General features: G+C 66.1%; 22 protein-coding genes and 1 pseudogene. 17 read left to right on the forward strand and 6 right to left on the reverse strand.

The window, feature by feature from the left end:
• Positions 1 to 51 precede the first annotated feature (51 nt).
• The 5 genes from ABEA34_RS14450 to ABEA34_RS14470 all read left to right on the forward strand — a co-directional run bounded on the left by ABEA34_RS14450 (position 52) and on the right by ABEA34_RS14470 (position 4,316).
• The gene (locus ABEA34_RS14450) at positions 52 to 510 is read left to right on the forward strand and encodes a DUF4395 domain-containing protein (protein ID WP_345522043.1); all 459 of its coding nucleotides are present in this window, start codon (positions 52 to 54) and stop codon (positions 508 to 510) included.
• Positions 511 to 562: 52 nt separating this feature from the next.
• On the forward strand, positions 563 to 1,411 hold the full coding sequence (locus tag ABEA34_RS14455; protein ID WP_345522044.1) for a sulfurtransferase: 849 nt from the start codon (positions 563 to 565) through the stop codon (positions 1,409 to 1,411).
• On the forward strand, positions 1,411 to 1,707 hold the full coding sequence (locus ABEA34_RS14460) for a DUF1416 domain-containing protein (protein WP_345522045.1): 297 nt from the start codon (positions 1,411 to 1,413) through the stop codon (positions 1,705 to 1,707). The genes ABEA34_RS14455 and ABEA34_RS14460 overlap by 1 nt, the downstream gene beginning before the upstream one ends.
• A 320-nt stretch (positions 1,708 to 2,027) precedes the next feature.
• The gene (locus ABEA34_RS14465) at positions 2,028 to 2,456 is read left to right on the forward strand and encodes an Ig-like domain repeat protein (RefSeq protein ID WP_345522046.1); all 429 of its coding nucleotides are present in this window, start codon (positions 2,028 to 2,030) and stop codon (positions 2,454 to 2,456) included.
• Positions 2,457 to 2,573: 117 nt separating this feature from the next.
• Positions 2,574 to 4,316, forward strand: a complete 1,743-nt coding sequence (locus ABEA34_RS14470) for a DUF4012 domain-containing protein (protein WP_345522047.1) — start codon at positions 2,574 to 2,576, stop codon at positions 4,314 to 4,316.
• 5 nt (positions 4,317 to 4,321) lie between these two features.
• Here the strand turns inward: ABEA34_RS14470 and ABEA34_RS14475 are convergent, their stop codons facing one another.
• On the reverse strand, positions 4,322 to 5,740 hold the full coding sequence (locus ABEA34_RS14475; RefSeq protein WP_345522048.1) for a tyrosine-protein kinase domain-containing protein: 1,419 nt from the start codon (positions 5,738 to 5,740) through the stop codon (positions 4,322 to 4,324).
• Positions 5,741 to 6,607: 867 nt separating this feature from the next.
• Between ABEA34_RS14475 and ABEA34_RS14480 the strand changes: the two genes are divergently transcribed.
• The 9 genes and pseudogenes from ABEA34_RS14480 to ABEA34_RS14520 all read left to right on the forward strand — a co-directional run bounded on the left by ABEA34_RS14480 (position 6,608) and on the right by ABEA34_RS14520 (position 16,228).
• Positions 6,608 to 7,597: a GDP-mannose 4,6-dehydratase gene (locus tag ABEA34_RS14480; protein WP_345522049.1), complete on the forward strand. Its 990-nt coding sequence runs from the start codon at positions 6,608 to 6,610 to the stop codon at positions 7,595 to 7,597.
• Between the two features lie 22 nt (positions 7,598 to 7,619).
• On the forward strand, positions 7,620 to 8,528 hold the full coding sequence (locus tag ABEA34_RS14485; RefSeq protein ID WP_345522050.1) for a GDP-mannose 4,6-dehydratase: 909 nt from the start codon (positions 7,620 to 7,622) through the stop codon (positions 8,526 to 8,528).
• Between the two features lie 63 nt (positions 8,529 to 8,591).
• Positions 8,592 to 9,668 (forward strand): glycosyltransferase family 4 protein, encoded by a 1,077-nt coding sequence (locus tag ABEA34_RS14490; RefSeq protein WP_345522051.1) that lies wholly within the window; start codon positions 8,592 to 8,594, stop codon positions 9,666 to 9,668.
• Positions 9,665 to 10,348, forward strand: a pseudogene (locus tag ABEA34_RS14495) (acyltransferase); the annotation flags it as partial. The gene ABEA34_RS14490 and the pseudogene ABEA34_RS14495, both read left to right, overlap by 4 nt.
• A 77-nt stretch (positions 10,349 to 10,425) precedes the next feature.
• Positions 10,426 to 11,748, forward strand: a complete 1,323-nt coding sequence (locus ABEA34_RS14500; RefSeq protein WP_345522054.1) for an O-antigen ligase family protein — start codon at positions 10,426 to 10,428, stop codon at positions 11,746 to 11,748.
• A gap of 9 nt (positions 11,749 to 11,757) precedes the next feature.
• A complete protein-coding gene (locus ABEA34_RS14505) occupies positions 11,758 to 12,738 on the forward strand; it encodes an NAD-dependent epimerase/dehydratase family protein (protein WP_345522055.1) in 981 nt (326 codons plus the stop codon).
• 83 nt (positions 12,739 to 12,821) lie between these two features.
• On the forward strand, positions 12,822 to 13,814 hold the full coding sequence (locus ABEA34_RS14510) for a glycosyltransferase family 4 protein (RefSeq protein WP_345522056.1): 993 nt from the start codon (positions 12,822 to 12,824) through the stop codon (positions 13,812 to 13,814).
• Between the two features lie 6 nt (positions 13,815 to 13,820).
• Positions 13,821 to 15,074 carry a hypothetical protein gene (locus tag ABEA34_RS14515; protein WP_345522057.1) on the forward strand — a complete coding sequence of 418 codons (1,254 nt, stop codon included), beginning with the start codon at positions 13,821 to 13,823 and terminating at the stop codon, positions 15,072 to 15,074.
• Positions 15,071 to 16,228, forward strand: coding sequence for a glycosyltransferase family 4 protein (locus ABEA34_RS14520; RefSeq protein WP_345522058.1), 1,158 nt, complete (start codon positions 15,071 to 15,073; stop codon positions 16,226 to 16,228). The genes ABEA34_RS14515 and ABEA34_RS14520 overlap by 4 nt, the downstream gene beginning before the upstream one ends.
• A gap of 59 nt (positions 16,229 to 16,287) precedes the next feature.
• On the opposite strand, the gene ABEA34_RS14525 is transcribed toward ABEA34_RS14520, so the two are convergent.
• Positions 16,288 to 17,562 (reverse strand): sulfate adenylyltransferase subunit 1, encoded by a 1,275-nt coding sequence (locus ABEA34_RS14525; RefSeq protein ID WP_345522060.1) that lies wholly within the window; start codon positions 17,560 to 17,562, stop codon positions 16,288 to 16,290.
• The gene (gene cysD / locus ABEA34_RS14530; protein ID WP_345522062.1) at positions 17,562 to 18,476 is read right to left on the reverse strand and encodes a sulfate adenylyltransferase subunit CysD; all 915 of its coding nucleotides are present in this window, start codon (positions 18,474 to 18,476) and stop codon (positions 17,562 to 17,564) included. The genes ABEA34_RS14525 and cysD overlap by 1 nt, the downstream gene beginning before the upstream one ends.
• A 175-nt stretch (positions 18,477 to 18,651) precedes the next feature.
• On the opposite strand from cysD, the gene ABEA34_RS14535 reads away from it, so the two are divergent.
• Positions 18,652 to 19,818: a nucleotide sugar dehydrogenase gene (locus tag ABEA34_RS14535; RefSeq protein ID WP_345522063.1), complete on the forward strand. Its 1,167-nt coding sequence runs from the start codon at positions 18,652 to 18,654 to the stop codon at positions 19,816 to 19,818.
• Here ABEA34_RS14535 and ABEA34_RS14540 read toward each other — a convergent pair.
• Complete coding sequence (locus tag ABEA34_RS14540) at positions 19,803 to 20,804, reverse strand: sulfite exporter TauE/SafE family protein (RefSeq protein ID WP_345522064.1); 1,002 nt, start codon at positions 20,802 to 20,804, stop codon at positions 19,803 to 19,805. The genes ABEA34_RS14535 and ABEA34_RS14540 overlap by 16 nt on opposite strands.
• Entirely contained in the window at positions 20,801 to 22,594 is a 1,794-nt protein-coding gene (gene cysC, locus ABEA34_RS14545) for an adenylyl-sulfate kinase (RefSeq protein ID WP_345522065.1), read from the reverse strand. Before cysC ends, ABEA34_RS14540 begins: the two co-directional genes overlap by 4 nt.
• A gap of 41 nt (positions 22,595 to 22,635) precedes the next feature.
• Between cysC and ABEA34_RS14550 the strand changes: the two genes are divergently transcribed.
• Together ABEA34_RS14550 and gmd are read left to right on the forward strand one after the other, a co-directional pair.
• Positions 22,636 to 23,595 (forward strand): asparaginase, encoded by a 960-nt coding sequence (locus tag ABEA34_RS14550; RefSeq protein WP_345522066.1) that lies wholly within the window; start codon positions 22,636 to 22,638, stop codon positions 23,593 to 23,595.
• 162 nt (positions 23,596 to 23,757) lie between these two features.
• Positions 23,758 to 24,783 carry a GDP-mannose 4,6-dehydratase gene (gmd, locus tag ABEA34_RS14555; RefSeq protein WP_345522067.1) on the forward strand — a complete coding sequence of 342 codons (1,026 nt, stop codon included), beginning with the start codon at positions 23,758 to 23,760 and terminating at the stop codon, positions 24,781 to 24,783.
• 9 nt (positions 24,784 to 24,792) lie between these two features.
• Here the strand turns inward: gmd and manA are convergent, their stop codons facing one another.
• A complete protein-coding gene (manA, locus tag ABEA34_RS14560) occupies positions 24,793 to 26,028 on the reverse strand; it encodes a mannose-6-phosphate isomerase, class I (RefSeq protein WP_345522068.1) in 1,236 nt (411 codons plus the stop codon).
• Positions 26,029 to 26,176: the final 148 nt, after the last annotated feature.

Below are 26,176 nucleotides of genomic sequence, written 5' to 3' on the forward strand. Positions count from 1 at the left end.
ATGCCGCGACCCGCACTTCTTGCCGTCAGCCGCATCCCGTCCAGGAGAGACATGTCCACGACCTCAGCACCGCAGCGGGCCCAGTCCGCCGGGATCGACCCGCGCGGTCCGCGGTTCGCCGCGAGCATCACCGCGCTGGTGATGATCGCCGTGCTGCTCCTGGCACCGAGCACGGTCGCCACCGTGGTGCTCGCCGCGCAGGCCGTGGTGTTCGCCATCGGCGCCGCCCGGGGCGTGCAGCACACGCCGTACTCATGGCTCTTCCGCACGTTGGTCCGTCCGCGCCTCGGTGCTCCGGACGAGCTCGAGGACCCGGCGCCGCCGCGGTTCGCCCAGACGGTGGGCCTCGGCTTCGCCGTCGTCGGACTGGTCGGGTTCCTGACCGGCGTCGACCTGCTCGGTGAGATCGCCGTCGGCTTCGCGCTGCTCGCGGCCCTGCTCAACGCGGTCTTCAACTACTGCCTCGGCTGCGAGATGTACCTGCTCCTCAAGCGCGCCACCGCGCACTGATCACCCCAGACCCCCGCGCCTCTTCCTCGGCGCACAAGAAAGGTAGAAACACATGACCCGCGACAACACCCTTGTCACCGCCCAGTGGGTGGCGGACAACCTCAACGACCCGAAGGTGGTGCTGATCGAGGTCGACGAGGACACCACGGCCTACGACAAGGGCCACATCGAGGGCGCCATCAAGCTCGACTGGACGACCGACCTGCAGGACCAGGTGCGTCGTGACTTCGTCAACAAGGAGCAGTTCGAGGCCCTCCTCTCGAGCCGCGGCGTCGCCAACGACGACACGGTCGTGCTCTACGGCGGCAACAACAACTGGTTCGCGGCCTACGCCTACTGGTACTTCAAGCTCTACGGCCACCAGGACGTCAAGCTGCTCGACGGCGGCCGCAAGAAGTGGGAGCTCGACTCCCGCGAGCTGACCGCCGACCTGCCCACCCGCGAGGCGACGTCGTACACCGCGTCCGAGCAGGACTCCTCGATCCGCGCCTTCCGCGACGAGGTCGTCGCCGCGATCGGCACCCAGAACCTGGTCGACGTGCGCAGTCCCGACGAGTTCGCCGGCCGGCTGCTCGCTCCGGCCCACCTCCCGCAGGAGCAGGCCCAGCGCGCGGGCCACATCCCGACCGCGGCCAGCGTCCCGTGGAGCAAGGCGGCCAACGACGACGGCACCTTCAAGTCCGACGAGGAGCTGAAGCAGATCTACTCCGACGCCGGCGTCGACTGGAGCAAGGACACCATCGCCTACTGCCGCATCGGTGAGCGCTCCTCGCACACGTGGTTCGTGCTCAAGGAGCTGCTCGGCCAGGAGAACGTCAAGAACTACGACGGCTCCTGGACCGAGTACGGCTCCCTCGTGGGCGTCCCGGTCGCCCTCGGCGACGAGCCGGGCGAAGCCTGATGTGCGGCGCGACTGAGGGCGGCCTGTCCCTCGACGGCGTGGACGTCAAGAAGGAGGCGATCGTCCAGGGCCAGGTGCTCCGCGACGGTCAGCCGGTCGGCAACGCCTACGTACGGCTGCTCGATCGCACCGGCGAGTTCACCGCCGAGGTCCCGACCTCGGCGAGCGGTCACTTCCGCTTCTTCGCCGGCGACGGCGAGTGGACGCTGCGCACCCTCGCCCCCAAGGCGGAGCCGGTGGACAACCGGGTGACCGCCTCGGTCGGCGCGGTCGCCGAGGTCGTCGTCGCGATCTGATCTGGCACTTGTGAAAGGGCCTTCACCCGCCGGGTGGAGGCCCTTTTCGCGTTCGCGCGGTCTGGACCAGGGCCGAAGTGGTACAGATCACCTGAGGAGATCTCCGGAGATAGCCCTAGTCCCACTCGCCGACTTCAATAGCCCACAAGGGTCACTGTCGGCACTCGGGATAGGCGCCTGCGGTAAAGTTACTGGCCGGTCTGTGACGAGGGCGTAAATTCTCTCCCCGACCCCCGTCCAAATTCACCCGCCGATGCACGCATACCCAATTCGTGTGATTGGATTGTGGTTCCAGACGCGAGTACTCATGGGGAGTCCCAATGAAGAAGTTCATCTCCGGCGTGTTGATGGCGTTCCTGCTGTCCGCCGGTTTCGTTGCTGTCTCCGCTGAGACCGCTAGCGCTGCCACCTGCAAGCCCACCAAGTACGTCGAGTGCCAGACGACCTCCACCAAGGCGACGCCGTCCCCGAAGGTGATCACGCAGGGCAAGCCGGCCAAGGTCAAGGTCACCGTCTCGACGCGCGGTAACGTGAAGGCCAGAGGCACCGTCACGGTTAAGGTCACCGGACCCGGCGGCTACAAGAAGACCATCAAGGTCCACTACAGCGGCAAGGCCGTGAGCATCAACCTCGGCAAGCTCAACAAGCCGGGCAAGTACAAGATCGCCGTCACCTTCGATGGCGGCGATGGCTTCAAGGACTCGAAGTCCACGAGCACCATCACCGTGAAGAAGAAGAAGAAGCGCTAGTCGCCCGAGCGATCCACGAAGGGAGTGTCGGCCTCGCCGGCGCTCCCTTCGTCACATTTCAGGGTCTGAAGACGAGATCGCGGCGAGTCGCGTCCGCGCGATAGGTAGGTTCTCCGCATGCGTAGACGCAAGGTCTGGATCGCCGTGTCGGTGTTTCTCGGGCTGGTCCTTCTGGGAGCCGCCTGGGTGGGATGGACGGCGTACCGGGTCAACCAGTCCCTCAGCGCGGCCGTGGACGATGTGACGACTCTTCGTGCGGCCATCGAGGACGGCGACGACACCGCCGCCGACGCAGCCCTCGACCGTCTCGAGCAGCACAGTGGCTCCGCTGCAGGACGTACGGACGGGCCGACCTGGTGGGTGCTCGAGCAGCTGCCTTCGTACGGCGATGACGCTGAGGGCGTCGCGGTCGTCAGCTCCGTGATCGACGACCTGACGACATCGGGCATCCGCCCTTTGGTGGAGGTCTCGGGCGACCTCGACTCGATCGTCCCGCGGGATGGCAAGATCGACCCTGCGGCCGTCGAGGCGCTCCAGACGCCTACGGCAGATGCGGGCGCCGCGTTCGAGCAGGCGAATGACCAGCTGTCGGCCGAGGACCCGAGCGGCTACGTCGAACGGCTCCGCAGCAAGTACCGCGAGCTCGCCCGTCAGGTCAGTGACGCGGCGGCAGCGCTTGGCAGCGCCGAGACTGCGGTCCAGGTCCTTCCCGCCATGCTCGGTTCGAATAGCGCTCAGAACTACCTGCTGATCTTCCAGAACAACGCTGAGATCCGTGCGACGGGGGGACTCCCCGGCGCGGTCTCGTTGGTGCATGCAGACAACGGCGCGGTGAGCATGACCCGCCAGGTCGCCGCGAGCTCGTTCGGCTTCACCGCCAAGCCGGTCCTGCCGCTCACAGCGGCGGAGAAGGAGATCTACGACGACAAGATCGGCACCTTCTTCCTCAACGCCAACGTGCAGCCCAGTTTTCCTCGGGCTTCGGATTTCTGGAAGGCGCGCTGGGAGCAGGTCTACCCAGAGCAAGTAGACGGAGTTCTGTCGATCGACCCGGTGGCGCTCTCCTACGTTCTAGGTGCGACTGGACCGATCACGGTCGGCGACATCACTCTCACTGAGGACAACGCCGTGGACGAGCTTTTGCACCAGGTCTACGTCCGATATAGCGACCCGGCGGACCAGGACACGTTTTTCCGGGACGTGGCGAGTGCCATGTTCAACAAAATTTCGCAGGGTGCCGACTCGCCGCGTGACCTCATCTCCGCGCTCGCTCAGGGAGCTGACGAGCACCGGATCTACGTCCACGATTTCGATCAATCCGTACAGTCAAAGCTCTCCGGCACCGGCGTCGCAGGCGAGTTGAAGACAGAGCCGGGCCCGAACCCTCAGGTAGGCGTCTACTTGACTGATGCGACGGGCGCCAAGATGTCCTACTACCTGCGGTACGACGTCGACGTGCAGGCGACCTATTGCACGGGAGGAGTCCAGGGTCTCGCAGGGCACGCACGGCTCGTCTCTGATGCGCCAACAGATGCCGCCGGCCTACCGCCGTACATCACGGGCGGGGGCGTATACGGAACAAAGGCTGGCAACCAGCTTGTGTTCGTCCGGTTGTTCGGACCAGTGGGAGGCGCTGTCGGCACGGTCGCGCTTAACGGCAAGCCGATCACCGGGTTCCCCGCAGTCGACTACGACGGGCGCAAGGTCTTTACAGCGGTTGTGGAGCTGAAACCTCAGCAGAATGCGGACCTGACCTGGCGGATGAAGAGCGGGCCGCGGCAGACGTCAGACGTCCAAGTCTCCGTCACGCCGTCGGTGCAGCCCGGAGTGAGTTCATCGGTAGTAAAGACGGCCTGCTAAGCGGTTCAGGTGCCTGGCTTTTCTGGGGCGTACCCGTACCCATACCCATACCCGTACCCGTACCCGTACCCGCCAGCGCGCTTACGGTTGGGCACCATGTTGATTACGACACCAACCGGTGCCGCGTCGACTTGCGCAAGCCGCTCGACGGCCTGGGCCACTTGGTCTTTACTGGTCTTCCCGTAGCGCACGACGAGCAGCGCACCGTCTGCTTGAGCGGCCAGCAACGCCGCGTCAGTGACGGGGAGAAGTGGCGGAGCGTCGACGATGACCATGTCGTATTCATTCCGAATTTGCTTCAAGAGGTCGGCCATCGCATTCGACTGAAGCAATTCTGCGGGATTCGGGGGGATAGCGCCGCTCGCAAGCACGTCGAGATCGCTGTCCGCGTGCTTCTGCACAGCGTCCTCTAGGGTGATCTTTCCTAGCAGGATCGTGGTGACACCGATTGCATGGTCAAGTCCGAGTGCGGCCGTCGCCTTTGGGCGTCTGAGGTCTGCCTCAACCAAGAGGGTTCGGTGGCCTGCTTGTGACAGGGTGATAGCGAGATTGACCGATGTTGTTGTCTTTCCTTCGCCGGGCACTGCGGACGTGATCACGAAGATCTTGTCGGCAGTGTCGACGTCGACGAACTGCAAGTTCGTGCGGAGCACCCGAAATGCCTCAACGCGCGGTGCGTGAGACTCCATGGACGTCACCAGCGGCTTCTGGCGTGCCGAGGGATCGAAGAGTATGCCTCCGAGCACGGGAGCAGATGTCGCCGCTTCGATGTCGCCGGGCGCTTTGACCGTGGTGTCCAGGAGGTCTCGTAATACCGCAATCCCGATGCCGAGCATCAGACCCAGGACGAGGCCGAGAGCTAGGTTGCGAGCTGGTTGAGGGGACACCGGGTTCGTAGGGAGTGTCGCTGGGTCCACAATCGTCGCCCTGATCGGACTGGATGTCTCGCCGGCTGGCGTTTCAAGTTGTCGAACAAGGTCCACCAGCCCGTCCGCATATGCCTGCGCAATAGCCTGGGCTTGGCGCGGCTCAGGATCAGTGACTGAAATTTCGAGGTTGACCGTGTCCGGAACCACGCTTGCGCTGACTCGAGACGACAACTCGCTAGGCGACATCTGCAGGTCAAGGTCGTTCACGACGGTTGTGGCGAGTTCTCTGCTCGTCACCAGATCCGCATACGAGGTCACCCGCTGCACCGAGAACAGTCCACCTTGGTTCAGGTCGGAGGCTGTGTCGGATGTTTGTGTAGTCACAAAGAGCCGTGCCGTCGACTGATACTCGGGCGTCACTGCGTAGGTATACGCACCGGTGATGCCCAGAACAGCCAACGTTGAGGCCATGATCAGAACCCAGCGGCGTCGAATCGTCCGTAGGTAGTCGCGCAGTTCCACATGGTCTCCAGTTTCGCCGACGTCTTCGCCCACTCTAGTTGAGGGAGGCCGCATCGACTTCTTCGTCGACGGCCCTGTGCCAGGAGTCCGGCATTGACCCGGGTCGCGGCAGTTCGCCCGGACCGGGGCTCCCGACTTGCGAGTGGGCCTGCGATCACATGAGAACCGCAGGGGACTACCCGAACGGCGCCCGGACGCGTCGACGGGCGCTTACGACGGAGCTGACGGAGGTCCGATGGGTCGGGACACTGGCATCGCGACTTGACCGACTGAAGGTCCTAGCCCCTGTGATTCCGGACTTCGTCTTGGAGCATTCGGTGCGTCAACCGATTGGACTGAACTATGCCGCACCGCGAGTCACCGATGATCCCGCATCCATCGACACAGTCCAGATTGTCGTGGCGAATGCTAGGAGCCGCCGCTGCACCATCTTGAGGCGATCAATCGTCGCGCGACCTATCGGACAGACCGCGGCCTACTCTGTGACAGACGTCGGTCCGGGCTAGCGACCGGGGCGACTCTGACGAGAGCGCTGCCACGCGGCGGCGACTGGCGGGGGAACGGTCTCAATCACACCGTCGACGAAACGTCCGCCATCGGGAGGTCCCGACGATGCTTGGGTGTTGTTCTCCGAGTTCAGCGCCCACAGCACTGTGCCGAGCGACCAGGACTCCGGCAGCCCGGTCGGATGGACCCGCTCCGCTGTGAACATGCTCACGATGCTTAGATCTCCGTAGCAATCCATCGCGGAGATCGCATGAATAGATCAGACTTGGTCGTGAGACCGATGCTCACGTCATCCGCCGACGGCACAGTTGACACCATCGGACGCATTCAGGCATCCGCGGTCGGGTTGGCCACACCTGAGCTTCATCCATGTCACGTACCTGAGGAGCGCCAATGTCAGAGAACCGGGCACTGATCACGGGCATCACTGGTCAAGACGGTGGGCACTTGGCCGAACTAGTCCATTCGAAGGGCTATGAGGTATTCGGTCTGCTGCGTGGCCAGCGGAACGCCCGCCGGGAGGCGCTTGAGGACGAGTTTCCGTTCATTAACATCATCGAGGCGGACCTGACCGACCAGACATCGCTAATCGAGGCGGTTCTGACTTCACAGCCCACAGAGATCTACAATCTAGGGGCGGTCAGTCACGTGGGCTACTCGTTCCGCAATCCCCAATTGACCGCCGACATCACCGGCAAAGGGGTCCTCAATCTGCTGGAAGCGGTTCGCGTGGCCGGCTATCAAGAAAAGGCGCGCTTCTACCAGGCCTCTACATCGGAGATGTTTGGCGGTCTCGATTACAACCGGCCGGGGGCTGGATACAACGAGGAGTCTTTGTTCCACCCCCGTAGTCCGTACGGTGTCGCGAAGTTGTACGCGCACTGGATCGCGCGCAACTACCGCGAGAGTTACGGCATGTTCATCTCGACGGGCATCCTGTTCAATCACGAAGGTGAGCGCCGCGGACTTGAGTTCGTGACGCGCAAGATCACGAATGCCGTGGCCAGGATCCACCTCGGGATGCAGGAGTACGTCGTTCTCGGCGATCTCTGGCCGAAACGCGACTGGGGCTACGCGGGCGACTACGTCCGCGGCATGTGGCAGATGCTCCAACACGACGAGCCGGACGACTTCGTACTCGCCACTGGAGAGACTCACTCGATCGAGGAGTTCCTGGAGTTGGCGTTCGCCGAGGTCGGGATTGCGGACTGGCGGCCATATGTGCACCAGGATAAGCAGTTCATGCGGCCGGCCGAGGTCGACATCTTGCTCGGAGACCCAAGCAAGGCTGAGCGCGTTCTGGGCTGGAAGCGAGAAGTGGACTTCCGCAGTCTCGTGAGCCGCATGGTGCAGCACGACCTCGCGTCCGTCCGGAGACCATGATTTTGGGTAGAGGGCGGCGATCGTGAAAATCCTGGTGACTGGGGTCGGCGGCTTCGTCGGCGGCCACCTGGTCCGCGAACTCGTCAGCGCCGGGCACGAAGTTGTCGGGGCCGGTCTCGCCCGGAATCCCGGGCCGGTCGAGGAGTTGCTCGTGGATTACCTTTGGGGGGATCTGACGTGCGCGTGGCCGACGGTCAATGTCGATGCTGTGGTGCACCTCGCGGCGCTGTCTGCCGTCGGACCGTCTTTTGCCGACCCCCAGCGCTATATAGAGGCAAACAGTGCGCCGGTGACGCACCTCGGCGAGCACCTCCTGACGATGGCGCGTCCGGTGCGGACGGTGGTCGTCAGCACCGGAGCCGTCTACGGCGGCGGTGATGCGGCGCCGTTGACGGAGCAGTCCCCGCTCGTTCCGACCTCGCCCTACGCGATAAGCAAGATGCTGACAGAGATTCAATGCGCCTATTACCGGCAACGAGGGCTCGACGTGGTAGTCATGCGGCCTTTTAACCACATCGGACCCGGCCAGGGCAGCGGATTCATCCTTCCCGACCTCGCGGAAGAGGCGCGGACGTCCGTCCGGACTGGGCATGCCATGACCGTGGGCAATCTCAAGACGCGACGCGACTATACCGACGTCAGAGACGTGGTGCGCGCATACCGACTTGCTGTCGAGGCTCCGGAGATTCTGGCCCCGGTGCTGAACGTCTGTTCGGGTGCTTCTGTCTCCGGGTGCGAGATCCTCGAGCTGACGACGAGCGCGCTGGGGGTAAGCGGGGTGGAGGTCCGAGTCGATGAGTCGCGGCTGCGACCGCAGGATCCGCCCGATATTCGCGGAGACAATGCACTCATCCGCTCGGTCCTCGGCTGGGCCCCCACTATCGCTGTCGAGACCAGTGTCCGTGACTTCGTGGCCGAGCTCGATGCGTAGCAACAGATCCAGCGGTGCGCCCACGTCGGAGTACGCACATAAACCTAGGCTGGGTCGCCGCCAGTGAGGCTCCTGTTGGAGGCGCACTGGTGGGTCGACGGCCCGCCATCCGGGCGCAACGTACTCAGGACGATCGTTGAGGAGTGGGCACGCCGTCATCCAGAGGATCTGCTCACGATTCGAGTGCCGCGCACGCACGTCTTGGCAGTCGCAGACGAACTTCGGTCGGCGGGCGTCATGGTCGAGGCGCTCTCGGTCCCGTCGCGCATTCAGGCGATCTCTGCGCTGACGACTCGCGCACGCTCTGACAGATTCGACGCGGTCCTCACTCAGAATTTCGGCGCGCTCGCGGGCGACGCGGCGCGCGCAGTCCTTGTCTACGACGCCCTGTTCGTCTCACACCCGGCGTGGTTCAAGCGGTGGGAGCGCCTCTACCTGTCGATGATCCGTCCGTCGCTGCGACATTCAGACGTCATCTTTACAATCTCCGAGTCCGAGAACGTCCGGGTCGGACAGGTATGGCCCGAAGTTCGAGAGCGGTGCGTTCCCGTTGGTCTTGGGGTGCCGCGCGGTCTCTCCGAGGCGACGCCCCAGGCACCCGCGCTCCCGATCGGCGCCGGTATCCCGTTTGTGCTCAGCGTCGGCCGGTTAAACGTGCGGAAGAATCTCGCTCGACTCATCCAGGCGTTCGAGGGAATGGCGACGGACGCCGACCGGCATCATCTGCTGATCGTGGGGCAGCCGGACGGCGCGGTTGAGGATCTCGGGCTGCCGGCGAGTGTCCAGGACCGGGTCCACTTCCTTGGATTTGTGGACGACTCCGAGTTGCGGTGGCTGTACCAGAACGCCGCCCTCTTTGTGTGTCCGTCGCTCGACGAGGGTCTTGGCCTTCCAATCCTCGAGGCGGCCAACGAGGGCACCAAGGTTGCTGCTAGCGACATCCCTGTATTCCGGGAGTTGGGGATCGCATCTGCCTATTTTGACCCGCGTGACGTCGATTCGATCCGGTTGGCCATTCTCACGGGTCTCGCTGCACCGGTGCCAGGGGTCTCGGAGCTCCCGTACACCTGGGAGCGGACCATCGAGACCATGCGCGAGGCGATCAAGCAGCTTCTGGCGGATCCACGGAGGAAATCGTGAGGCGACTTCGCGAGGCGCTCAACGAGCGGTACGTCAGCGCGCGCGGTATCGAAACAGGGATCGATCCGGCCGTCAGAGACAGGCAGCTGCTTCGGTTTGTGTACGACAAGGCCGTTGCCAAGGCGAACGCCGCCGCCCGTCGCTACCCACAGGCCTTCATCTCGCCGGGAGTGCGGCTTATCAACCGTCAGTCGCTGGTCGTCGGAACTGGCGTGTCGATCGCGCGCGGGGTTGTCATTGACGCGATGTCGCGTGACGGCGTTCGACTCGCCGACGCTGCGACAGTCGACGTCGGAGCGGTCATTCGAGGTTCTGGCGGGATTCGGCGCCTGGGCGTCGGGGTTGCGGTCGGCCCGCGCGCCGCGATTGGCGCCTTCAATTTCATCCACGGCGGGGGTGGCGTGATCATCGGCGCCGACGTGCTGCTCGGCCCTTACGTCCAGATCTTTTCCGAGAATCACGTATTCGGCGACCTGTCTCGGCCCATCATCGAGCAGGGGGAGGCTCCTGGTCTCGTGTCCGTCGGTCGTGGGGCCTGGGTCGGCGCAAATTCAGTAATCTTGGCGGGCGTCACGATAGGCGAAGATGCGGTCGTCGCCGCCGGGTCTGTCGTTACGAAGGACGTCCCTGCTTCCGCCATCGTCGGAGGAAACCCCGCCAAGCTAATCCGAATGAGAGGTGACCGCTAGTTGTCTCGGCAGCGCCCCTCATCGTCGGAGCCGGCAAGGAGCCCGGTCGGGTCCGCGAGCGCCCTCAGGTGCTCGCGGTGATGGCGCCGGCCCTGCTGGCCCTTGCCGCCGCGGTGGCATTCGCTGGTGCTCGGCGTTGGAGCATCGTGGTGGCGGTCGTCGCGGCACTCGGGACAAGTCAGCTCTGGCAGGTCGGCATCACGGCTCGCCCAGAGGTCTTCGTGTGCGTGATCCTGCTCTGTAGCTCCGCACTCCGACCTCCACTAGCGGCGGCCCCGGTTGCCAACCGCAACATCTTGACGCTTCTCGGCTTTTGGCTCGCCTACGCAACGGCGGTGTCGCTGGCATTCTCTCCGAGGCCGGCAGATAGCATTTCGCTGATCATTTGGTCCGCGCTCTCCATGTCCGCCCTCTGGTGGCTGCCGAGGCTGGGGCTGACGGCTCGCGAGGTGGTGTGCTTCGGCACGGCCGTCGTTCTGGCCCACGCACTCTTTGCCATCGGAGCCTGGCTGCTTGCGCAGACCGGCAGCGCCAATTACTTCGTGTTTCTGGACTTCGGTGACACCAATTATCGTGCGCGGGGCATCACGCTGGAGCCGAACATCCTCGGCTCGACCTCGGTTGCATGGATCACTGTCGTGTATTACTGGCGCCACGTCGTCCCAAGGTGGGTGCTGCTGTCTACCGTCCCGATTGCCGCGGCCGGCCTGACCAGCCTGACGCGCACAACGATTGCGTGCCTGCTCCTGGTCGGAGCCATCATCGCGTTGCGCAACTTCGGCAGCTTCGTGCGGGGGGCGGTTCTGGCCGCGGTGAGCATTCCCGTGCTGTTGTCCGTAGCGGGGTCGAGCGTGCTTGCTGCCCAAGGACGGGCTGCCTCGTTGCTAGACTTCAACGACTTCAGTCAGGGGACGGGCGCGTTCCGCTCCCGGTCGTGGCAATTAGCGTTGGATGACCTGTCCAACGGCACGGGATGGCTGACCGGCTTCGGAATTAACTCCTTCCCTCAGCGCTACGAGGCCTACGTCAACCATAAGAGCCTCGACTACCTCAGCAACTTTTGGATCACGACGTTGTACGACACGGGAGTCGTCGGAGCGTTCCTCCTCGTACTTGCCTTGGTCGCGATCGTTCGTGCCGTGCCTAGGAAATACGACGCGCTGCCGTTCTTCATTGGTTTTGCAATCTCACAATCGGTGACGAGCACCTCATGGCTTCTCTTCACCTGGTTCACGGTAGCGGCCATGCTCCTGCCAAACGCTGTCGAAGCGCAGGACTCGAGCCCCAAGGGTCGCGTCGATCCTGTGGACGGATCGATCCCCGGTGCACCGCCCCGCCCATCCATCACGCCAGTGCCCGCAGCCCGCAGGGCACTGGGTCGTCACCACTGAGGAGCACCGTTGCTAGATGGCAAAGTTGTAGTCACCGGCGCCGCAGGCTTTATCGGCTCGACGCTCTGCAAGCGGATCGCCGAGGCGCACCCCTTGGCGGAGTTGGTCATGATCGACCGGTTCAACGACTATTACCCACGTGCGCTGAAAGATCTGGCGATTGGGACGATCGCACCTGACGCGGGTCGCCTACTCGAGATTGACCTGGCCGATGCCGACCTCGGGGATGCCGTATCGGACGCGCGTTTCGTCTTCCATCTCGCCGGACAACCAGGCGTCCGGCCGTCATGGGGGGAGTCCTTCGGTTCGTACGTGACGGACAATGTGAACGCGACGCAGAGGCTGCTCGAGGCGGTGCGGTCCCACGCGCCTGCGGCCAAGCTGGTCTACGCCTCGTCCTCGTCCGTGTACGGCGATGCGGAGTCGTACCCCACGACGGAGATGACGTTACCCGCCCCCAAGAGCCCATACGGCGTCACCAAGCTCGCCGGCGAGCACTTGGTCAGTCTCTACGCGCGGAACCTCGGTCTCGACACGGTCTCCCTGCGCTACTTCACGGTTTTCGGTCCCGGCCAACGTCCTGACATGGCCTTCACGCGCTTTTGCGTCTGGGCGCTCACGGGCCAGCCGATCACGGTCTACGGGGACGGCAGCCAGATCCGCGAGTTCACTTACGTAGAGGACATCGTGAGTGCAAACATCGCGGCCGCGCTCGCGGGCACCACCGCAGGAGAGGTTGTAAATGTCTCGGGAGGCGCGAGCGTCAGCCTGCTCGAGACCCTCGAGACATTGCGGGGGATCGCGGGTGGGACTCTCGATGTGGACTTCCAGCTAGGAGCTCTCGGCGACGTGCACCGGACGGGCGCGGATCCGGCGAAGGCTCGCCGAGTCCTCGACTGGGCACCAGCCGTCGATCTTGAGGACGGTCTCCGTCAACAGTTTGAGTGGGTGCGCGAGCATCTCGACGTGGTCGGCCCGGCCGTCTTGTGAGTCGGTCCCTCGGATTTACTGGCGACATTGTCTTCGTCTCGGGCACCGAGAGCATGTGGGGAGCCGAGAGGAGTCTTCTCGGCTTGGCCAGCGGGATCCACGACCGCACTCCCAATCGTGTCTCTCTGGTTGGGACGAGCGGTGCCCTGGTCGACGAATGGCGACGCGCGCTTCCGGACTGCCCCGCGGAGACCGTCCGCCTCCCACCACGCTTCCTGCGGGAGCTGTCGCTGGTCTTGGCCGCGTGGCGCCGGGCTCCGCGCGGGTCCGCGCTGGTGTTGTTCGAGTTCAGATTGATCGTGACTCTGCCTCTCCTTGTGATGCTGGCGCGTGTGAAGGGGATGCGGGTCGTAGTGGACGTCCACGACTCCCCAGAGGAGAGCTCTCGTCGTGCCCTGATCGCCCAACTCCTCCGGCTTGTCGATTCGGCGGTGTGCGTGTCGTCTTACATCGCTGAACAGCTGCCGACCACGAGGACCCACGTCGTCTTCCGCCCAATGGATACCGCATCTCCCGCCGAGAGAACGGTCGACCTCGACAGGATCGTCGTGGGCGTGATTGGCCAGATCGCCCGCCACAAGCGGGTCGAGGCGGCGTTCAAGTTGATATCCGCCGGTGAAAACCGGATGAGTTGCGTGGTCCGAGGCGCGTCGAGCGGAGTCGACGGTGAGAACTACCTGGCCGAGGTCAATGCGGCCGCGGTTGAGATCGGCGGGAGGCGGGCGATGGTCGAACCCGCCGTCGAGCCCGCGCACGCACTAGACGGAATCGACGTGCTCTTTGCGGGGAACCCTATGGAACCGAGCAGTCGGGCGGTTGCAGAGGCGCAGATGCGCGGAATCCCCGCCGTCGTGCCTGACCGGGGTGGGGCCCAGGAGTTCATCAAGGACCGAGTGACCGGTTTCGTGTATCCGGTGGACGATCCCGGGAGCATTGCGACCGATCTCCTCGGCATGAGCTCTCAGGACTGGGAGACGATGTCCCGCCGGGCGCGGGCCTGGGCCGCGAGCGAGTTCGACAGGGACTCCCAGGTCGCGAAATACGTCAATGCCGTCTGGGCGCGGGCCAGTGATTGAGGCGAGGTGAGGACGCTAGGTCGCGCCTCGGCGCTCTTCCTCGGGAGTCTTCCCGGCCTGCTCGTCCCATTCGTAGTCGTCTGGAAGCTGTCCCCTCACGACGCCGACGGCTATTTGTACTGGACCGCTCTCACCCTGATCGTCCAAGGCATCCTCGCCTCCACCCTGGAGGCCGCCAGCATTGCCTCGTGCGCGCGGGTCCGCTCGCGCGGACGACGGCCGACTGGCCAAGCCCAGCTCGCGGTCCGGTGCGCCGGGCCGATCGCCCTCATCTCAGCTGTGGCGTTCGTCGTGGTGGCCCTCTTCCTGAGGGCAGTGATGAGCGCAGAGGGCACAGTTGCCTCCTACGCCCTCGCATGTGCCCCCGTCGCGCTCGTGCCTCCGCTGGCCGCCGTCGGGTCGATCTACTCAGGTTGCCTCATAGCAACCGGTGTCGTGGCAAGACCGATTTTTTCGACATTCTTCCGCGGCGTGGTTGTTCTGGGAGCCCTCGTGATCACAGATTCTGTCTTAGTGCTGAGCATCGCCGCCGTGGTTGGTGAGGCGGCACGGACGACCTATCTGGGCACCGTCTGGAGGAGAGTGGGACTAGGCGCCGAGCATGAGTCGGAGCGACTCCACATCAAGCTCTCTGACCTTATCGCCCAGGCTGCCTCGATGTCGCTGTCCATGGCGTCGCCGTTCGTGGCGCGCGTCCTGCTCGCGGCCGGCCCCATTGGTTCGGTGGCGGCGGGCGAGATCGCCTTTCGGCTCTTTAGCACCGCTACACAGGCCGGCAACAGCCTGATTGTTCTGCCTCGGATCTCGACACTGTCGGGCCTCGTGGGCGATGACGGAGGTGACGTGACGCGCGGGGCCAGGCTCGTGCGGTCGGAGCTGCGCTTCCAACTACTGGCCTCAGCCTTCCTTGGGCTGCTCTGGTTTGCGGGAGCGGCGTCGCTCTGGCTCGGAGTCTCACGCTTGAACGACTCGGCAGTGAGTCTGGGTGCTGCGTGGAGTCTCATTCTGATCACCACCCTCCCACTCGCGTTGGGCAATATTTGGGCCGCCCGGGCGATGCTTGTCCTAGGGCGTGCCCGGCTCTTACTCATCGCCTCATTGGTAGGAGCGATCTCAATGCTGATCCTCAGCATGGCGCAGACGCTCCTCAACGTCGCCTCTGGCCCTATTTGGGCCCTCGCGATCAGCCAGAGCCTGGTTGGTGGTCTGGTCATAATTCTGGTGCTACGCACCGTTCCCCTGAGGAGTAGCTCGCGATGAGGATCGTCATCCTGACCCACACCTTCTTCCCGGTCGTCGGTGGTGCCGAGGTCGGCATTCACGAGATTGCCACCAGGCTCGCCGTCACGCACGACGTGGTCGTTCTCACCCCCATCGGCGAGGATCACTCCGATTCGTACTCCGCCGAGGCCTCGCGCTCCTCCGACTACACGATCGTCAGATACTCGAACCCTCTGCTGACCGGTCGCTTTGGGCGGCTCGGCAGGCTGCTCGCTCAGATCCCACTTCGGGAGCTTCGGGAACTTCGCCGCCTGAAGCGGGAGGAGCGCGCCGACGTGGTGAACCTGCACTTCATTCACCCATTCGGTCTCCTCACCATTCTGTCCCGCTACCTGCTGGGTCTTCCGGTCGTCCTCAGTCTCGTTGGCCGGACCGACGTCCTCGCTGAGCATCGTGGGTTGCGCAAGGTCATGAGCAGACTCTCGATCAGAGGCGCCGCGGAGACCACCGAGATCTCGTCGTACTGCTCAAGAGGATCGTGGGCCGAGGGTCGTCTCGAGCTGCTCTATTACGGTGCCGACCTGGACACCTACAGTCCGGACGCCGATTGCGGGGTGATGCGGAGACGTTTTGGAATCTCGACGGACTCGCCCGTGCTGTTGGCGGTCCAGCGGCTCCAATCCGTCAAGCGGGTGGACATGGTCATCGCGGCCTTCGACGAGGTGGCCCGAGAGGACGACGACATCCACCTGGTAGTCGTGGGGCGTGGCGAGGAGGAGGCGCGCCTGCGCGCGCTGGCGCTGTCGTCGCAGCCGACCCGCATCCACTTCGCCGGTTATGTGGCCGAAGACGACCTCCCGTCCTACTACGCTGAGAGCGACCTGTTCGTCTCGCACTCGGAAAACGAGACGTTCGGAGTGATGTTCGCTCAGGCGATGGCCAGCGGACTCCCCATCGTGGCAGCACGAACTTCCTGCATACCGGACATCGTTCTCGACGGTGTGAACGGCGCGCTAGTGACGCCGGGCAACCCGCAGGAGTTCGGCACTGCCATCGAGGCTCTGACCGGCGACCTGGGCAGGCGCAAGAGCATTTCTCGTGAGAACGTCGCGCGAGCTAGGGAACTCTTCAACTGGGACAAGACGGCACGGACGCTGGAGACCTACGTTCAGCGCGTCCGATCCCGGACCTGAAATATAGAGCGATGCCCAAGGGCCTCGAACCCCTGCCACGCCATCAGGCGCTATCCAAATCAACTGCTGCTGTTGATCATCCCGGCGCCGACGGTGACACCGGTCGCTTCGTCGATCAGGATGAAGGAACCCGTGGTGCGGTTCTTCGAGTACGGGTCGCACAGCAGCGGGACCGTGGTGCGCAGCTGGACGCGGCCGATCTCGTTGACCCCGAGCTCCTTGGTCTCCTGGTCACGGTGCAGCGTGTTGACGTCGAGGCGGTACTGGATGTCCTTCACCAGCGCCCGCGCGGAGCGGGTCGTGTGCTTGATGGCGAGCTTCTGTCGCGGACGCAGCGGCTCGTTGGTCATCCAGCAGATCATCGCGTCGATGTCCTGCGACGGCTTCGGGGCGTTGCTCGGCCGGGCGATCATGTCGCCGCGCGAGACGTCGACGTCGTCCTCGAGACGCACGGTGACCGACATCGGCGGGAAGGCCTCGCTGATCTCGCGGTCGAAGAGGTCGATGCCGGCGATCTTGGACGTCATGCCCGAGGGTAGGACGACGACCTCGTCGCCGGGCTTCAGGACGCCGCCCGCGACCATGCCGCCGTAGCCTCGGTAGTCGTGGTGCTCGTCCGACTTAGGGCGTACGACGTACTGCACGGGGAAGCGGACATCGACCAGGTCCCGGTCGGAGGCGACGTGCACGTGCTCGAGGTGGTGCATCAGCGTGGGACCGGAGTACCACGGCATGTTCTCGGAGCGGTTGACGACGTTGTCGCCCGCGAGCGCCGAGATCGGGATGACCTCGAGGTCGGGGATGTTGAGCTTGGTCGCGAACGCCGTGAACTCGGCGTGGATCTTCTCGTAGACGGTCTGGTCGAAGTCGACCAGGTCCATCTTGTTGACCGCGAGCACGAGGTGCGGGACGCGGAGCAGCGAGAGGATCACGGCGTGGCGCCGCGACTGCTCGGTGAGGCCCTGGCGGGCGTCCACCAGCACGAGGCCCAGGTCAGCCGTCGAGGCGCCGGTGACCATGTTGCGGGTGTACTGCACGTGGCCCGGGGTGTCGGCGATGATGAACTTGCGGGCCGGGGTCGCGAAGTAGCGGTAGGCGACATCGATGGTGATGCCCTGCTCCCGCTCGGAGCGCAGCCCGTCGGTCAGCAGCGCGAGGTCGGTGTAGTCGTAGCCCTTGGACACCGAGGTGGCCTCGACCGCCTCGAGCTGGTCCTCGAAGATCGACTTGGAGTCGAGCAGGAGGCGACCGATGAGGGTCGACTTGCCGTCGTCGACGGAGCCGGCGGTGGCAAAACGGAGCAGGTCCATCTGCTCGCTCTTGACGGTGGCCATCAGAAGTAGCCTTCCTTCTTCCGGTCTTCCATGGCGGCCTCGGAGAACCGGTCGTCGCCACGGGTGGCGCCGCGCTCGGTCACGCGGGCCACGGCGACCTCGTCGATGATCTCGTCAATGGTGCTGGCGGTGGACTCCACGCAGCCGGTGAGGGTCAGGTCGCCGACGGTACGGAACCGGATCGTGCGCTCCTCGACGGTCTCGCCGGAGCGCAGCGGGTTGTGCTCGCTCTCGCTCAGCAGCATGCCGTCGCGTTCGAACACGCGACGCTGGTGGGAGAAGTAGATGGTCGGGATCTCGATGCCCTCGCGACCGATGTAGTCCCAGATGTCGAGCTCGGTCCAGTTGGAGATCGGGAAGATCCGCATGTGCTCGCCCTCGTGGAGGCGCCCGTTGTAGAGGCTCCACAGCTCCGGGCGCTGCATCTTCGGGTCCCACTGGCCGAACTCGTCGCGGTGCGAGTAGACCCGCTCCTTCGCGCGCGCCTTCTCCTCGTCGCGGCGACCGCCACCGAAGGCGGCGGTGAAGCCGTTCTCCTCGATCGCGTGGAGCAGCGTGCCGGTCTGCATCCGGTTGCGGCTCGTCTTGCCGTCGTCGACCACGACGCCGTTCTTGATCGCCTCCTCGACGCTCGCCACGATCAGGCGCACGCCGAGCCGGTTGACCCAGTTGTCCCGAGTCGAGAGCACCTCGGGGAAGTCGTAGCCGGTGTCCACCTGGAGCACCGGGAACGGGATCTTGGCCGGGTAGAAGGCCTTCTCCGCAAGGCGCATCATCACGATGGAGTCCTTGCCGCCCGAGAACATCAAAACGGGCTTCTCGAACTCGGCGGCGACCTCACGGAAGATGTGGATCGACTCCGCCTCCAGCTGGTCGAGCTGACTCAGCCGGTAGTCGGTGTGCGTTGGGGTCATGACGGTCGGAAAACCTCTCCTCGGGACGAGCAGCCCACATCGTAGCGATCGGCGACCACCGCGCACGAAGTGCCGAGGAAGTCGAGTGAGGTACCCCACTTTAGGCGTAGGCGAAGAACAGGTGAAAGGTGTCCATCCGTCGGCTCAGCCCCCGAACTCGTCTTACGCTTGGCAGGTGAAGATCGCGATCGCTGGCCTCGGCTACGTGGGACTGTCCAACGCGGTGGTGCTCGCCCAGCACCACGATGTGTGGGCGATCGACCTCGACGCAGGTCGGGTTGACCAGGTCAACCGGCGTCAGTCCCCGATCGAGGACCCGGAGCTCGAGGAGTACCTCGGCGGCCGTGAGCTCAGGCTGAGGGCGACCCTCGACAAGGTGGAGGCGTACGGCGAGGTGGAGCTCGTCGTGGTCGCCACACCGACCGACTATGACCCGCAGACGAACAAGTTCGACACGTCATCGGTCGAGTCGGTCGTCCGCGACGTGCTGGCCATCGCTCCGACCGCGACCATCGTGATCAAGTCGACGGTGCCGGTTGGGTACACCGCTGGACTGCGCGCAGAGCACCCGGAAGCGGTGATCATCTTCAGTCCTGAGTTCCTGCGCGAGGGGCGGGCGCTCTACGACAACCTCCACCCGTCGCGGATCGTGGTCGGTGACCGCGGAGCGGTCGGGAAGCTGTTCGCCGACCTCTTGGTGGAGGGGGCGGAGGCGACGGACATTCCGGTGCTCCTGACCGACTCGACCGAGGCAGAGGCGATCAAGCTCTTCGCCAACACCTACCTCGCGCTCCGGGTCGCGTACTTCAACGAGCTCGACACCTACGCTGCGATGTCCGGCCTGGACTCGGCCCAGATCATCGAGGGGGTCGGGCTCGACCCGCGCATCGGAAGTCACTACAACAACCCGAGCTTCGGGTACGGCGGCTACTGCCTGCCGAAGGACACCAAGCAGCTTCACGCCAACTACCGCTACGTCCCGCAGAACCTGATCGGTGCGATCGTCGACGCCAACACGACCCGCAAGGACTTCATCGCCACTGACATCCTGCGGCGGCGCCCGAAGGTCGTCGGCGTCTACCGGCTGATCATGAAGGAGGGCTCCGACAACTTCCGGATGTCGTCGGTCCAGGGAGTGATGAAGCGGATCAAGGCTCGTGGGGTCGAGGTCGTGGTCTACGAACCCAACCTCGACAGCGAGACCTTCTTCCACTCGCGCGTGATCCGCGACCTCGACGAGTTCAAGCAGGTGGCCGACGTGATCGTCACCAACCGCCGCACCGATGTGCTCGCCGACGTCGAGCACAAGGTCTACACGCGCGACCTCTACGGTCGCGACTGAGGAGCGCGCGCGCCGTACTCGACCGCATCGAGCTCGGTCACGGTGGGTGCCCCGAACATCGGCAGCCCTTGGGTCTTGCGGATCAGACCCCAGACGAGCGGCACGAGGACGATCATCACCAGCCCGATGACGCCGATCAGGACCGGGTGCGTCTCGTCCTGGCCCAGCGGCGCCCAGCCGGCCTTGTCGAGCAGCGCCACGCCGGACATCGTCAGCACGATGACGATGCCGCGCCGGATGATCGACTGCGGCACGCGAGGAGCGATGCGGCTGCCGATCATGGTGCCGGGTGTCGAGCCAAGCACGAGCGGGATCAGGATCGACCAGTCGAGGCCGTTGATCGCGATGTTGGAGATCGCGGCGGCGAGCACGAGCGGGACGGCCTGGACGAGATCCGTGCCGACCAGCTTCACGGCGGAGAGCCCCGGGTAGAGCATGAGCAGGGCGATCATGATGACCGACCCGGACCCGACGCTGGTGATGCCCACGAGCAGGCCTCCCATGGCGCCGACCAGCAGGGTCGGGATGGGGCGGATCGGCGGGTTGGGGTCGGCGTCGGGCCGTCCGCCGCGCACCCGGCGCAGGTTGATGTAGAGACGCAGGGCGTACGTCGAGGCGGCGAAGAGCAGCGCGAACCCGATGCAGGTCTTCAGCAGGTCGTCGAGCGACTCCGGCTCCTGCCCCGCGACCTGATGGATGAGCCATGGCCCCAGCAGCGCCATCGGCACCGAGCCGACGATCAGCCACTTGGCGAGGCCGTAGTTGGGCGACCCCTCGCGGGCGTGCACCAGAGCACCCCCGGACTTGTAGATCGCCGCCGCGGTGAGGTCGGCGGTCACCACGGTCGCGGCGCCGCCCACCCCCAGGAAGATCAGGGCCGGCGTCATCAGCGCTCCGCCGCCCATGCCGGTCAGCCCGACGACCACGCCGACGGCGAAGCCGGCGGCGAGGATCGAGAAGAAGGTGGTCCAGATGACGTCGTTCACGTCGGCAGTCTGCTCGTGTCGGCCAGCGCGGGTACGACGACGCGCAGGAGCTCCTGGAGCTGGTCGGCGCAGGCGCGGGCGGCCTCGGGGCCACGACGATAGGGGTCAGGTACGTCGAGAGCGGTGTCGGCCGGCCCGCGGTGCTCGCCTGCATACGTGACCAGGTCGCGGCCCCGCAGGTCGGTGTCGCGAGTGACCTCGGCGAACTGGCCCAGCGTGAAGACCTTGCGGAAGGCCGCCGGGTGGTCGTCCAGGATGAACTGCCGGTGGGTGTGCTCGGCCGTGAGCACGAGGTCGACGTCTCGCAGGAGCGCCGCCGTGACCGGCCGGCTGCGGAAGCTCTCGCGGTCGGTGGCATCGAGCAGCGCTGCCATCTCGGAGTCCATCGCGCTGTCGCGGAAGCCGTGGGTGCCGGCGCTGCTGAAGGTGATGTTCGCGTCCGGCCCGGCCAGCTGGCGGGCGTGGAGCTCCATGTACGGCGAGCGGCAGATGTTGGCGGTGCAGACGAACAGGACCTTGAGCGGGCGGTCGTCGGGTACAGGGGTCTGGACGACGCTCGCTGGCGCTCGCTGCTCGACCACCGGTGAGTCACTCAGGTCCAGGTAGCCCCCGTCCGCGAGCGCTTCTAGCACGTCGTCCAGGGCGGCCTCGATGGTGCGGCCGCTGGTGTCGACGCGGACGTCGGCGTCCTCCGGCTCCTCGTAGGGGGAGGAGATGCCGGTGAACTCGGGGATCTCGCCACGCCGGGCCTTGGCGTAGAGCCCCTTGCGGTCGCGGCGCTCGCACTCCTCGAGGGGAGTGGCGACGTGCACCAGGAAGAAGGCGCCGCCCGCGTCCTCGACCATCTCGCGCACCTGCTGCCGGGTCTCGTCGAAGGGCGCGATCGGGCTGCACACGGCCAGGCCGCCGTGCCGGGAGATCTCGGCGGCCACCCAGCCGATCCGGCGGATGTTGGTCTCGCGGTCCTGCTTGGAGAAGGTGAGCCCCGCCGACAGGTGGCGACGTACGACGTCGCCGTCGAGGCTGGTCACGGATCGCGCACCCTGCTCGAGGACGCGGTCCATCAGCGCCCGGGCGAGCGTCGACTTGCCGCTGCCGGACAGGCCGGTGAAGAAGAGGACGAGCCCCTGGTCGGCGGGTTCGGGGAGCTCCTGGTCGACGATCGCCTGGATGCTCGGCGGGCAGGGCGACGTGGAGTCGGGGACGCCGATGACCGGGTCGGGGCCGGCGTAGTTGGCCACCACCTGGAGTCCGAGCGCGTGGTCCACATCGCCGTTGCCGTGCGACGCCAGCGGCACGGCGACGACCGCCGCATCGGGCAGCAGGTCGGCCGCGGCCAGGGTCGCGCGGATCAGCCCGGTGGCCGACAGCCCGGGCGTCCCGTGGCCGACCAGGGCGAGGAGCAGCAGCGGTCCGGCGCCCGCCAGCACGGCGATCTCGTCCTCGGTCAACGCGTCGACGACAGGGACGACGGTCCGACCGGCGTACTGCTCGCGCGACCTCGCGGGCGTCAGGTAGAGCCGACGGAACGGCCCGTACTGTGCGTCTGTCAGCGGCGTGACGACACCCCCAGGGACGCTGACGCGGGCCAGCGGGAGTCCCTCGGGATCCACCAGCTCGACGGAGCCGGCGGCCTCCGCTGCCGCCACGACGTCCGGAGGCAGCGTGAGCGTGACCGGGCTGCCCGGCTCGTCGAACGCCACGACCGGTGCGAGCGCCCCGGCCGCGAGCAGCTCGAGGTCGTCGAGCTCGCGGGGCGTCGGGCAGTACTGCGGGGCGGGCGTCGGCACGGGCGCAATCCTGCCATTCCCACTGAAGTTAGTGTGCACCCATGCCTCACCCCGCGGTCGTCGCCGAGCTCGTCCGATCCGGCTTCGTCGAGGGGCACCACTATGGCTCGGTCGTGGCGTTGGGCCGCGACGGATCGGTGGCGTGGTCGGTCGGCTCCGTGGACACTCCGATCCTGCCGCGGTCGAGCAACAAGCCGCTGCAGGCGTTGGGGATGGTCCGCGCCGGGCTCGACCTGCCGCCCGAGCTGCTGGCGCTGGTGTGCGCCTCCCACTCCGGCGAGTCCTTCCACCTCGAGGGCGTACGCCGCATCCTCGCTTCGGCCGGCCTCGACGAGACCGCGCTCCAGACGCCGCCGGACTACCCGCTGGAGGACGCCGAGTGGCATGCGGTCGTGGCGGCCGGGGGAGAGCGGACGCCGCTGCAGATGAACTGCTCGGGCAAGCACGCGGGGATGCTCGCGACCTGCGTCGTCAACGGGTGGGACACCACGACGTATCTCGATCCGGCCCACCCGCTGCAGGTGGCAATCTCCGAAACCATCGAGGACGTCACCGGTGAGCCGGTGGCCGTGGTCGCCACCGATGGCTGCGGCGCGCCGCTGCTCTCCACGTCGCTCGTCGGGCTGGCGACCGCGTTCCGGCGCCTCGCCGTCGCCCCGGACGGCCCGGAGCGGCAGGTCGCCGACGCGATCCGGTCACACCCCGAGTGGGTGTCCGGGACGCGGCGCGACGAGCGCGCACTGCTCGCCGCGGTCCCCGGCGCCATCGGGAAGGCCGGGGCCGAGGCCTGCTACGCCGTCGCGCTCCAGGACGGACGGGCGTTCGCGCTCAAGATCGACGACGGTGCCGCGCGCGCCCGACCGGTCGTGATGGCGGCAGCGCTGGAGAAGGACGGCGTCGATCGGGACCAGGCGGTCGACGGCGACGCCGTACGTCGGACCGGTGACTCGCCGCTGCTCGGCGGCGGACAGCGAGTCGGCGAGATCCGCGCCGTCCTGTGACTCCGCTGATCGAACAGCGAGCGCCAGCGAGTGTCGCCGAGATCCCCGCACCCGAGCGCCGCGCGTGAGCTGCGGGGGTCTCGACAAGCTCGACCACCGAACACGCATCGACCACGGGAGACACATCGACCACCGGAGGCGTGACTGTGCAAGGATTTGGCGGTGACGAGACGCGCGCTGATCACCGGTATCACCGGGCAGGACGGGTCCTATCTCGCTGAGCTCCTGCTGGCGAAGGGCTATGAGGTCCACGGCCTACGACGGCGGGCATCGACCTTCAACAGCGCGCGGGTCGAGCATCTCTACCAGGACCCGCACGACCCGGAGACCCGGCTCTTCTTCCACTACGCCGATCTCACCGACGAGTCTCGCATCGTGCGGCTGCTGCGACGGATCCAGCCGGACGAGATCTACAACCTGGCCGGGCAGTCACATGTCGGCGTGAGCTTCGACGAGCCGGAGTACACCGGCGACACCGTCGGTCTCGGCGCCGTGCGCCTGATGGAGGCGATCCGTACGGCTGAGCTCGACTGCCGCTACTACCAGGCGTCCAGCTCCGCGATGTACGGCACGGCGCCCGCTCCCCAGAGCGAGGACACCGCCTTCCGTCCGACCTCGCCGTACGGCGCCGCAAAGGCCTACGCCCACTGGCAGACGGGCATCTACCGGCAGGGGTACGGGATGTTCGCAGTCAGCGGCATCCTCTTCAACCACGAGTCGCCGCGGCGCGGGGAGACCTTCGTGACCCGGAAGGTCAGTCGCGCCGTTGCGCGCATCCAGGCGGGGCTGGCCGACTACCTCTACATGGGCAACCTCGACGCCGTGCGCGACTGGGGCTACGCGCCCGAGTATGTCGAGGGCATGTGGCGGATGCTGCAGGCTGACCAGCCGCGCGACTACGTGCTGGCGACCGGACAGAGCTACAGCGTGCGTGACTTCGTCGTCGCGGCCTTCGAGCACGCCGGCCTCGACTGGGAGAAGCACGTGCGCATCGACGAACGCTACCTACGTCCGACCGAGCCATCCGCCCTCATCGGTGACGCGACCCGCGCTGAGGCGGAGCTGGGGTGGAAGGCGCAGGTCCACACGGATCAGCTGGTGCAGATCATGGTCGACGCCGACGCAGCGGCGCTCGAGCACGAGGGCAAACCCTGGGTGGACCGACCGCGGAACTGGCCGCCTGCCTGACGCGCCGCGTCAGCCGACGGGGACGCTGGCGACTGCGAGCGTGCCCTCGCCCTCGAGGGTGATCGCGCCGTCCTCGTCCGGGACGAAGAGCGTCTGCCCTCGTCGCAGGTCGTGGCTGGCCCGGGCGCTCGTGACGGCCAGCTCGCCGTCCAGGCACAGCAGCGTCCGCGGACCCGATGACGGGAGCAGGTCACCCGGCTCGCGAGCGATCGTGAGCGCGAACTCGGCGACCGGCGGCCGGTACGCGAGCGTGTGCGGGCTGAGCGCGGTGGGCTCCCACAGCGGGGCAGGCATCGGGGTGAAGTTCGCGATGTGGAGCAGCTCGGGGACGTCGACGTGCTTCGGCGTCAGGCCGGCACGCACCACGTTGTCGGACGACGCCATGATCTCCACGCCGAAGCCGGAGCTGTAGGCGTGGACCACGCCCGCGTCGAGGAACATCGCCTCGCCTGGCGACAGCACGACGTGGTTGAGGAGGAGCGTGACGAGGACTCCGGGGTCGGCAGGGTACTTGCGCGCCAGGGAGGCCGTCTGGGCGAAGAGTCGGGTGCTCTCCCGTTCGACGCTGGCCCGGTCCAGGTACTGCCGGCCGGACGTCCGGAAGGTCTGGTGCCCGCGCTGCTCGGCCGTCGCGGCGGCTCCGGCGACCTCGCCCACGAGCCGCTGCAACGCGTCACCGCTCTGGTCCAGGATCTCGCTGACCACGTTGTGCAGGGCCTGGTACGCCGGGGCGGTGTCCAGCTCCTTGGCGACCCGATCAGCCCAGGGGTGCTCGAGCAGCCGCAGGATCTGGATGGTCTTGTCGACGTCACGGAAGCCGGCCATGCCCTCGAAGCGGGTGATCGCGACGATCATCTCCGGCTTGTGGAAGCAGTCCTGGTAGCTCCGCTCGGGCGCTCCGACCGGGATGCCCGCCTGGTTCTCGAGCTCGAAGCCGATCTGCGCCCGCTGCGACGTCGGGTGGACCTGGAGCGACAGCGGCTCGGCGGCTGCGAGCGCTTTCACCAGGTACGGGAGCCGCGGGCCGAAGGTGTCGAGCGCATGACCCCCAAGGGTGCTCTCGGCGTGCGTCCGGATGTGGTCGTCGAGCCGCGTCCCGTCGGACAGCCTGGCCGGGTCGGAGGGGTGCGCGCCGACCCACAGCTCCGCCTGCGGACGCCCGTCCGACGGCGTACCGAGGAAGCGAGGGATCAGGGTCGTCGACCCCCACGCGTAGTCGCGCGTCACGCACGTCAGCTCTTCCACACCTCGATCGTAGGACCGCACGAGCGTGCGCCGCTCCCTTTGTGGACGAGCTGTTGGTGACTTGTGCAGTCCTGTGTGCAAGCCGTTGCAACTGTGTGACTCCCAGCACTGTGGACGGTCTCACACTCCCTGTGCTTGCAAACTGCTA

The sequence above is a fragment of the Nocardioides conyzicola genome (genome assembly GCF_039543825.1).
In the GTDB taxonomy this organism is placed as follows: domain Bacteria; phylum Actinomycetota; class Actinomycetes; order Propionibacteriales; family Nocardioidaceae; genus Nocardioides; species Nocardioides conyzicola.

Bases quoted from the DNA above. Each gene is read 5' to 3' on its own strand.
- ABEA34_RS14550 (WP_345522066.1), top strand. From the start codon at position 22,636: ATGCCTCACCCCGCGGTCGTCGCCGAGCTCGTCCGATCCGGCTTCGTC.
- ABEA34_RS14460 (WP_345522045.1), top strand. From the start codon at position 1,411: ATGTGCGGCGCGACTGAGGGCGGCCTGTCCCTCGACGGCGTGGACGTC.
- ABEA34_RS14450 (WP_345522043.1), top strand. From the start codon at position 52: ATGTCCACGACCTCAGCACCGCAGCGGGCCCAGTCCGCCGGGATCGAC.
- ABEA34_RS14525 (WP_345522060.1), bottom strand. From the start codon at position 17,562: ATGGCCACCGTCAAGAGCGAGCAGATGGACCTGCTCCGTTTTGCCACC.
- ABEA34_RS14455 (WP_345522044.1), top strand. From the start codon at position 563: ATGACCCGCGACAACACCCTTGTCACCGCCCAGTGGGTGGCGGACAAC.
- ABEA34_RS14470 (WP_345522047.1), top strand. From the start codon at position 2,574: ATGCGTAGACGCAAGGTCTGGATCGCCGTGTCGGTGTTTCTCGGGCTG.
- ABEA34_RS14480 (WP_345522049.1), top strand. From the start codon at position 6,608: ATGTCAGAGAACCGGGCACTGATCACGGGCATCACTGGTCAAGACGGT.
- ABEA34_RS14465 (WP_345522046.1), top strand. From the start codon at position 2,028: ATGAAGAAGTTCATCTCCGGCGTGTTGATGGCGTTCCTGCTGTCCGCC.
- cysD (WP_345522062.1), bottom strand. From the start codon at position 18,476: ATGACCCCAACGCACACCGACTACCGGCTGAGTCAGCTCGACCAGCTG.
- ABEA34_RS14520 (WP_345522058.1), top strand. From the start codon at position 15,071: ATGAGGATCGTCATCCTGACCCACACCTTCTTCCCGGTCGTCGGTGGT.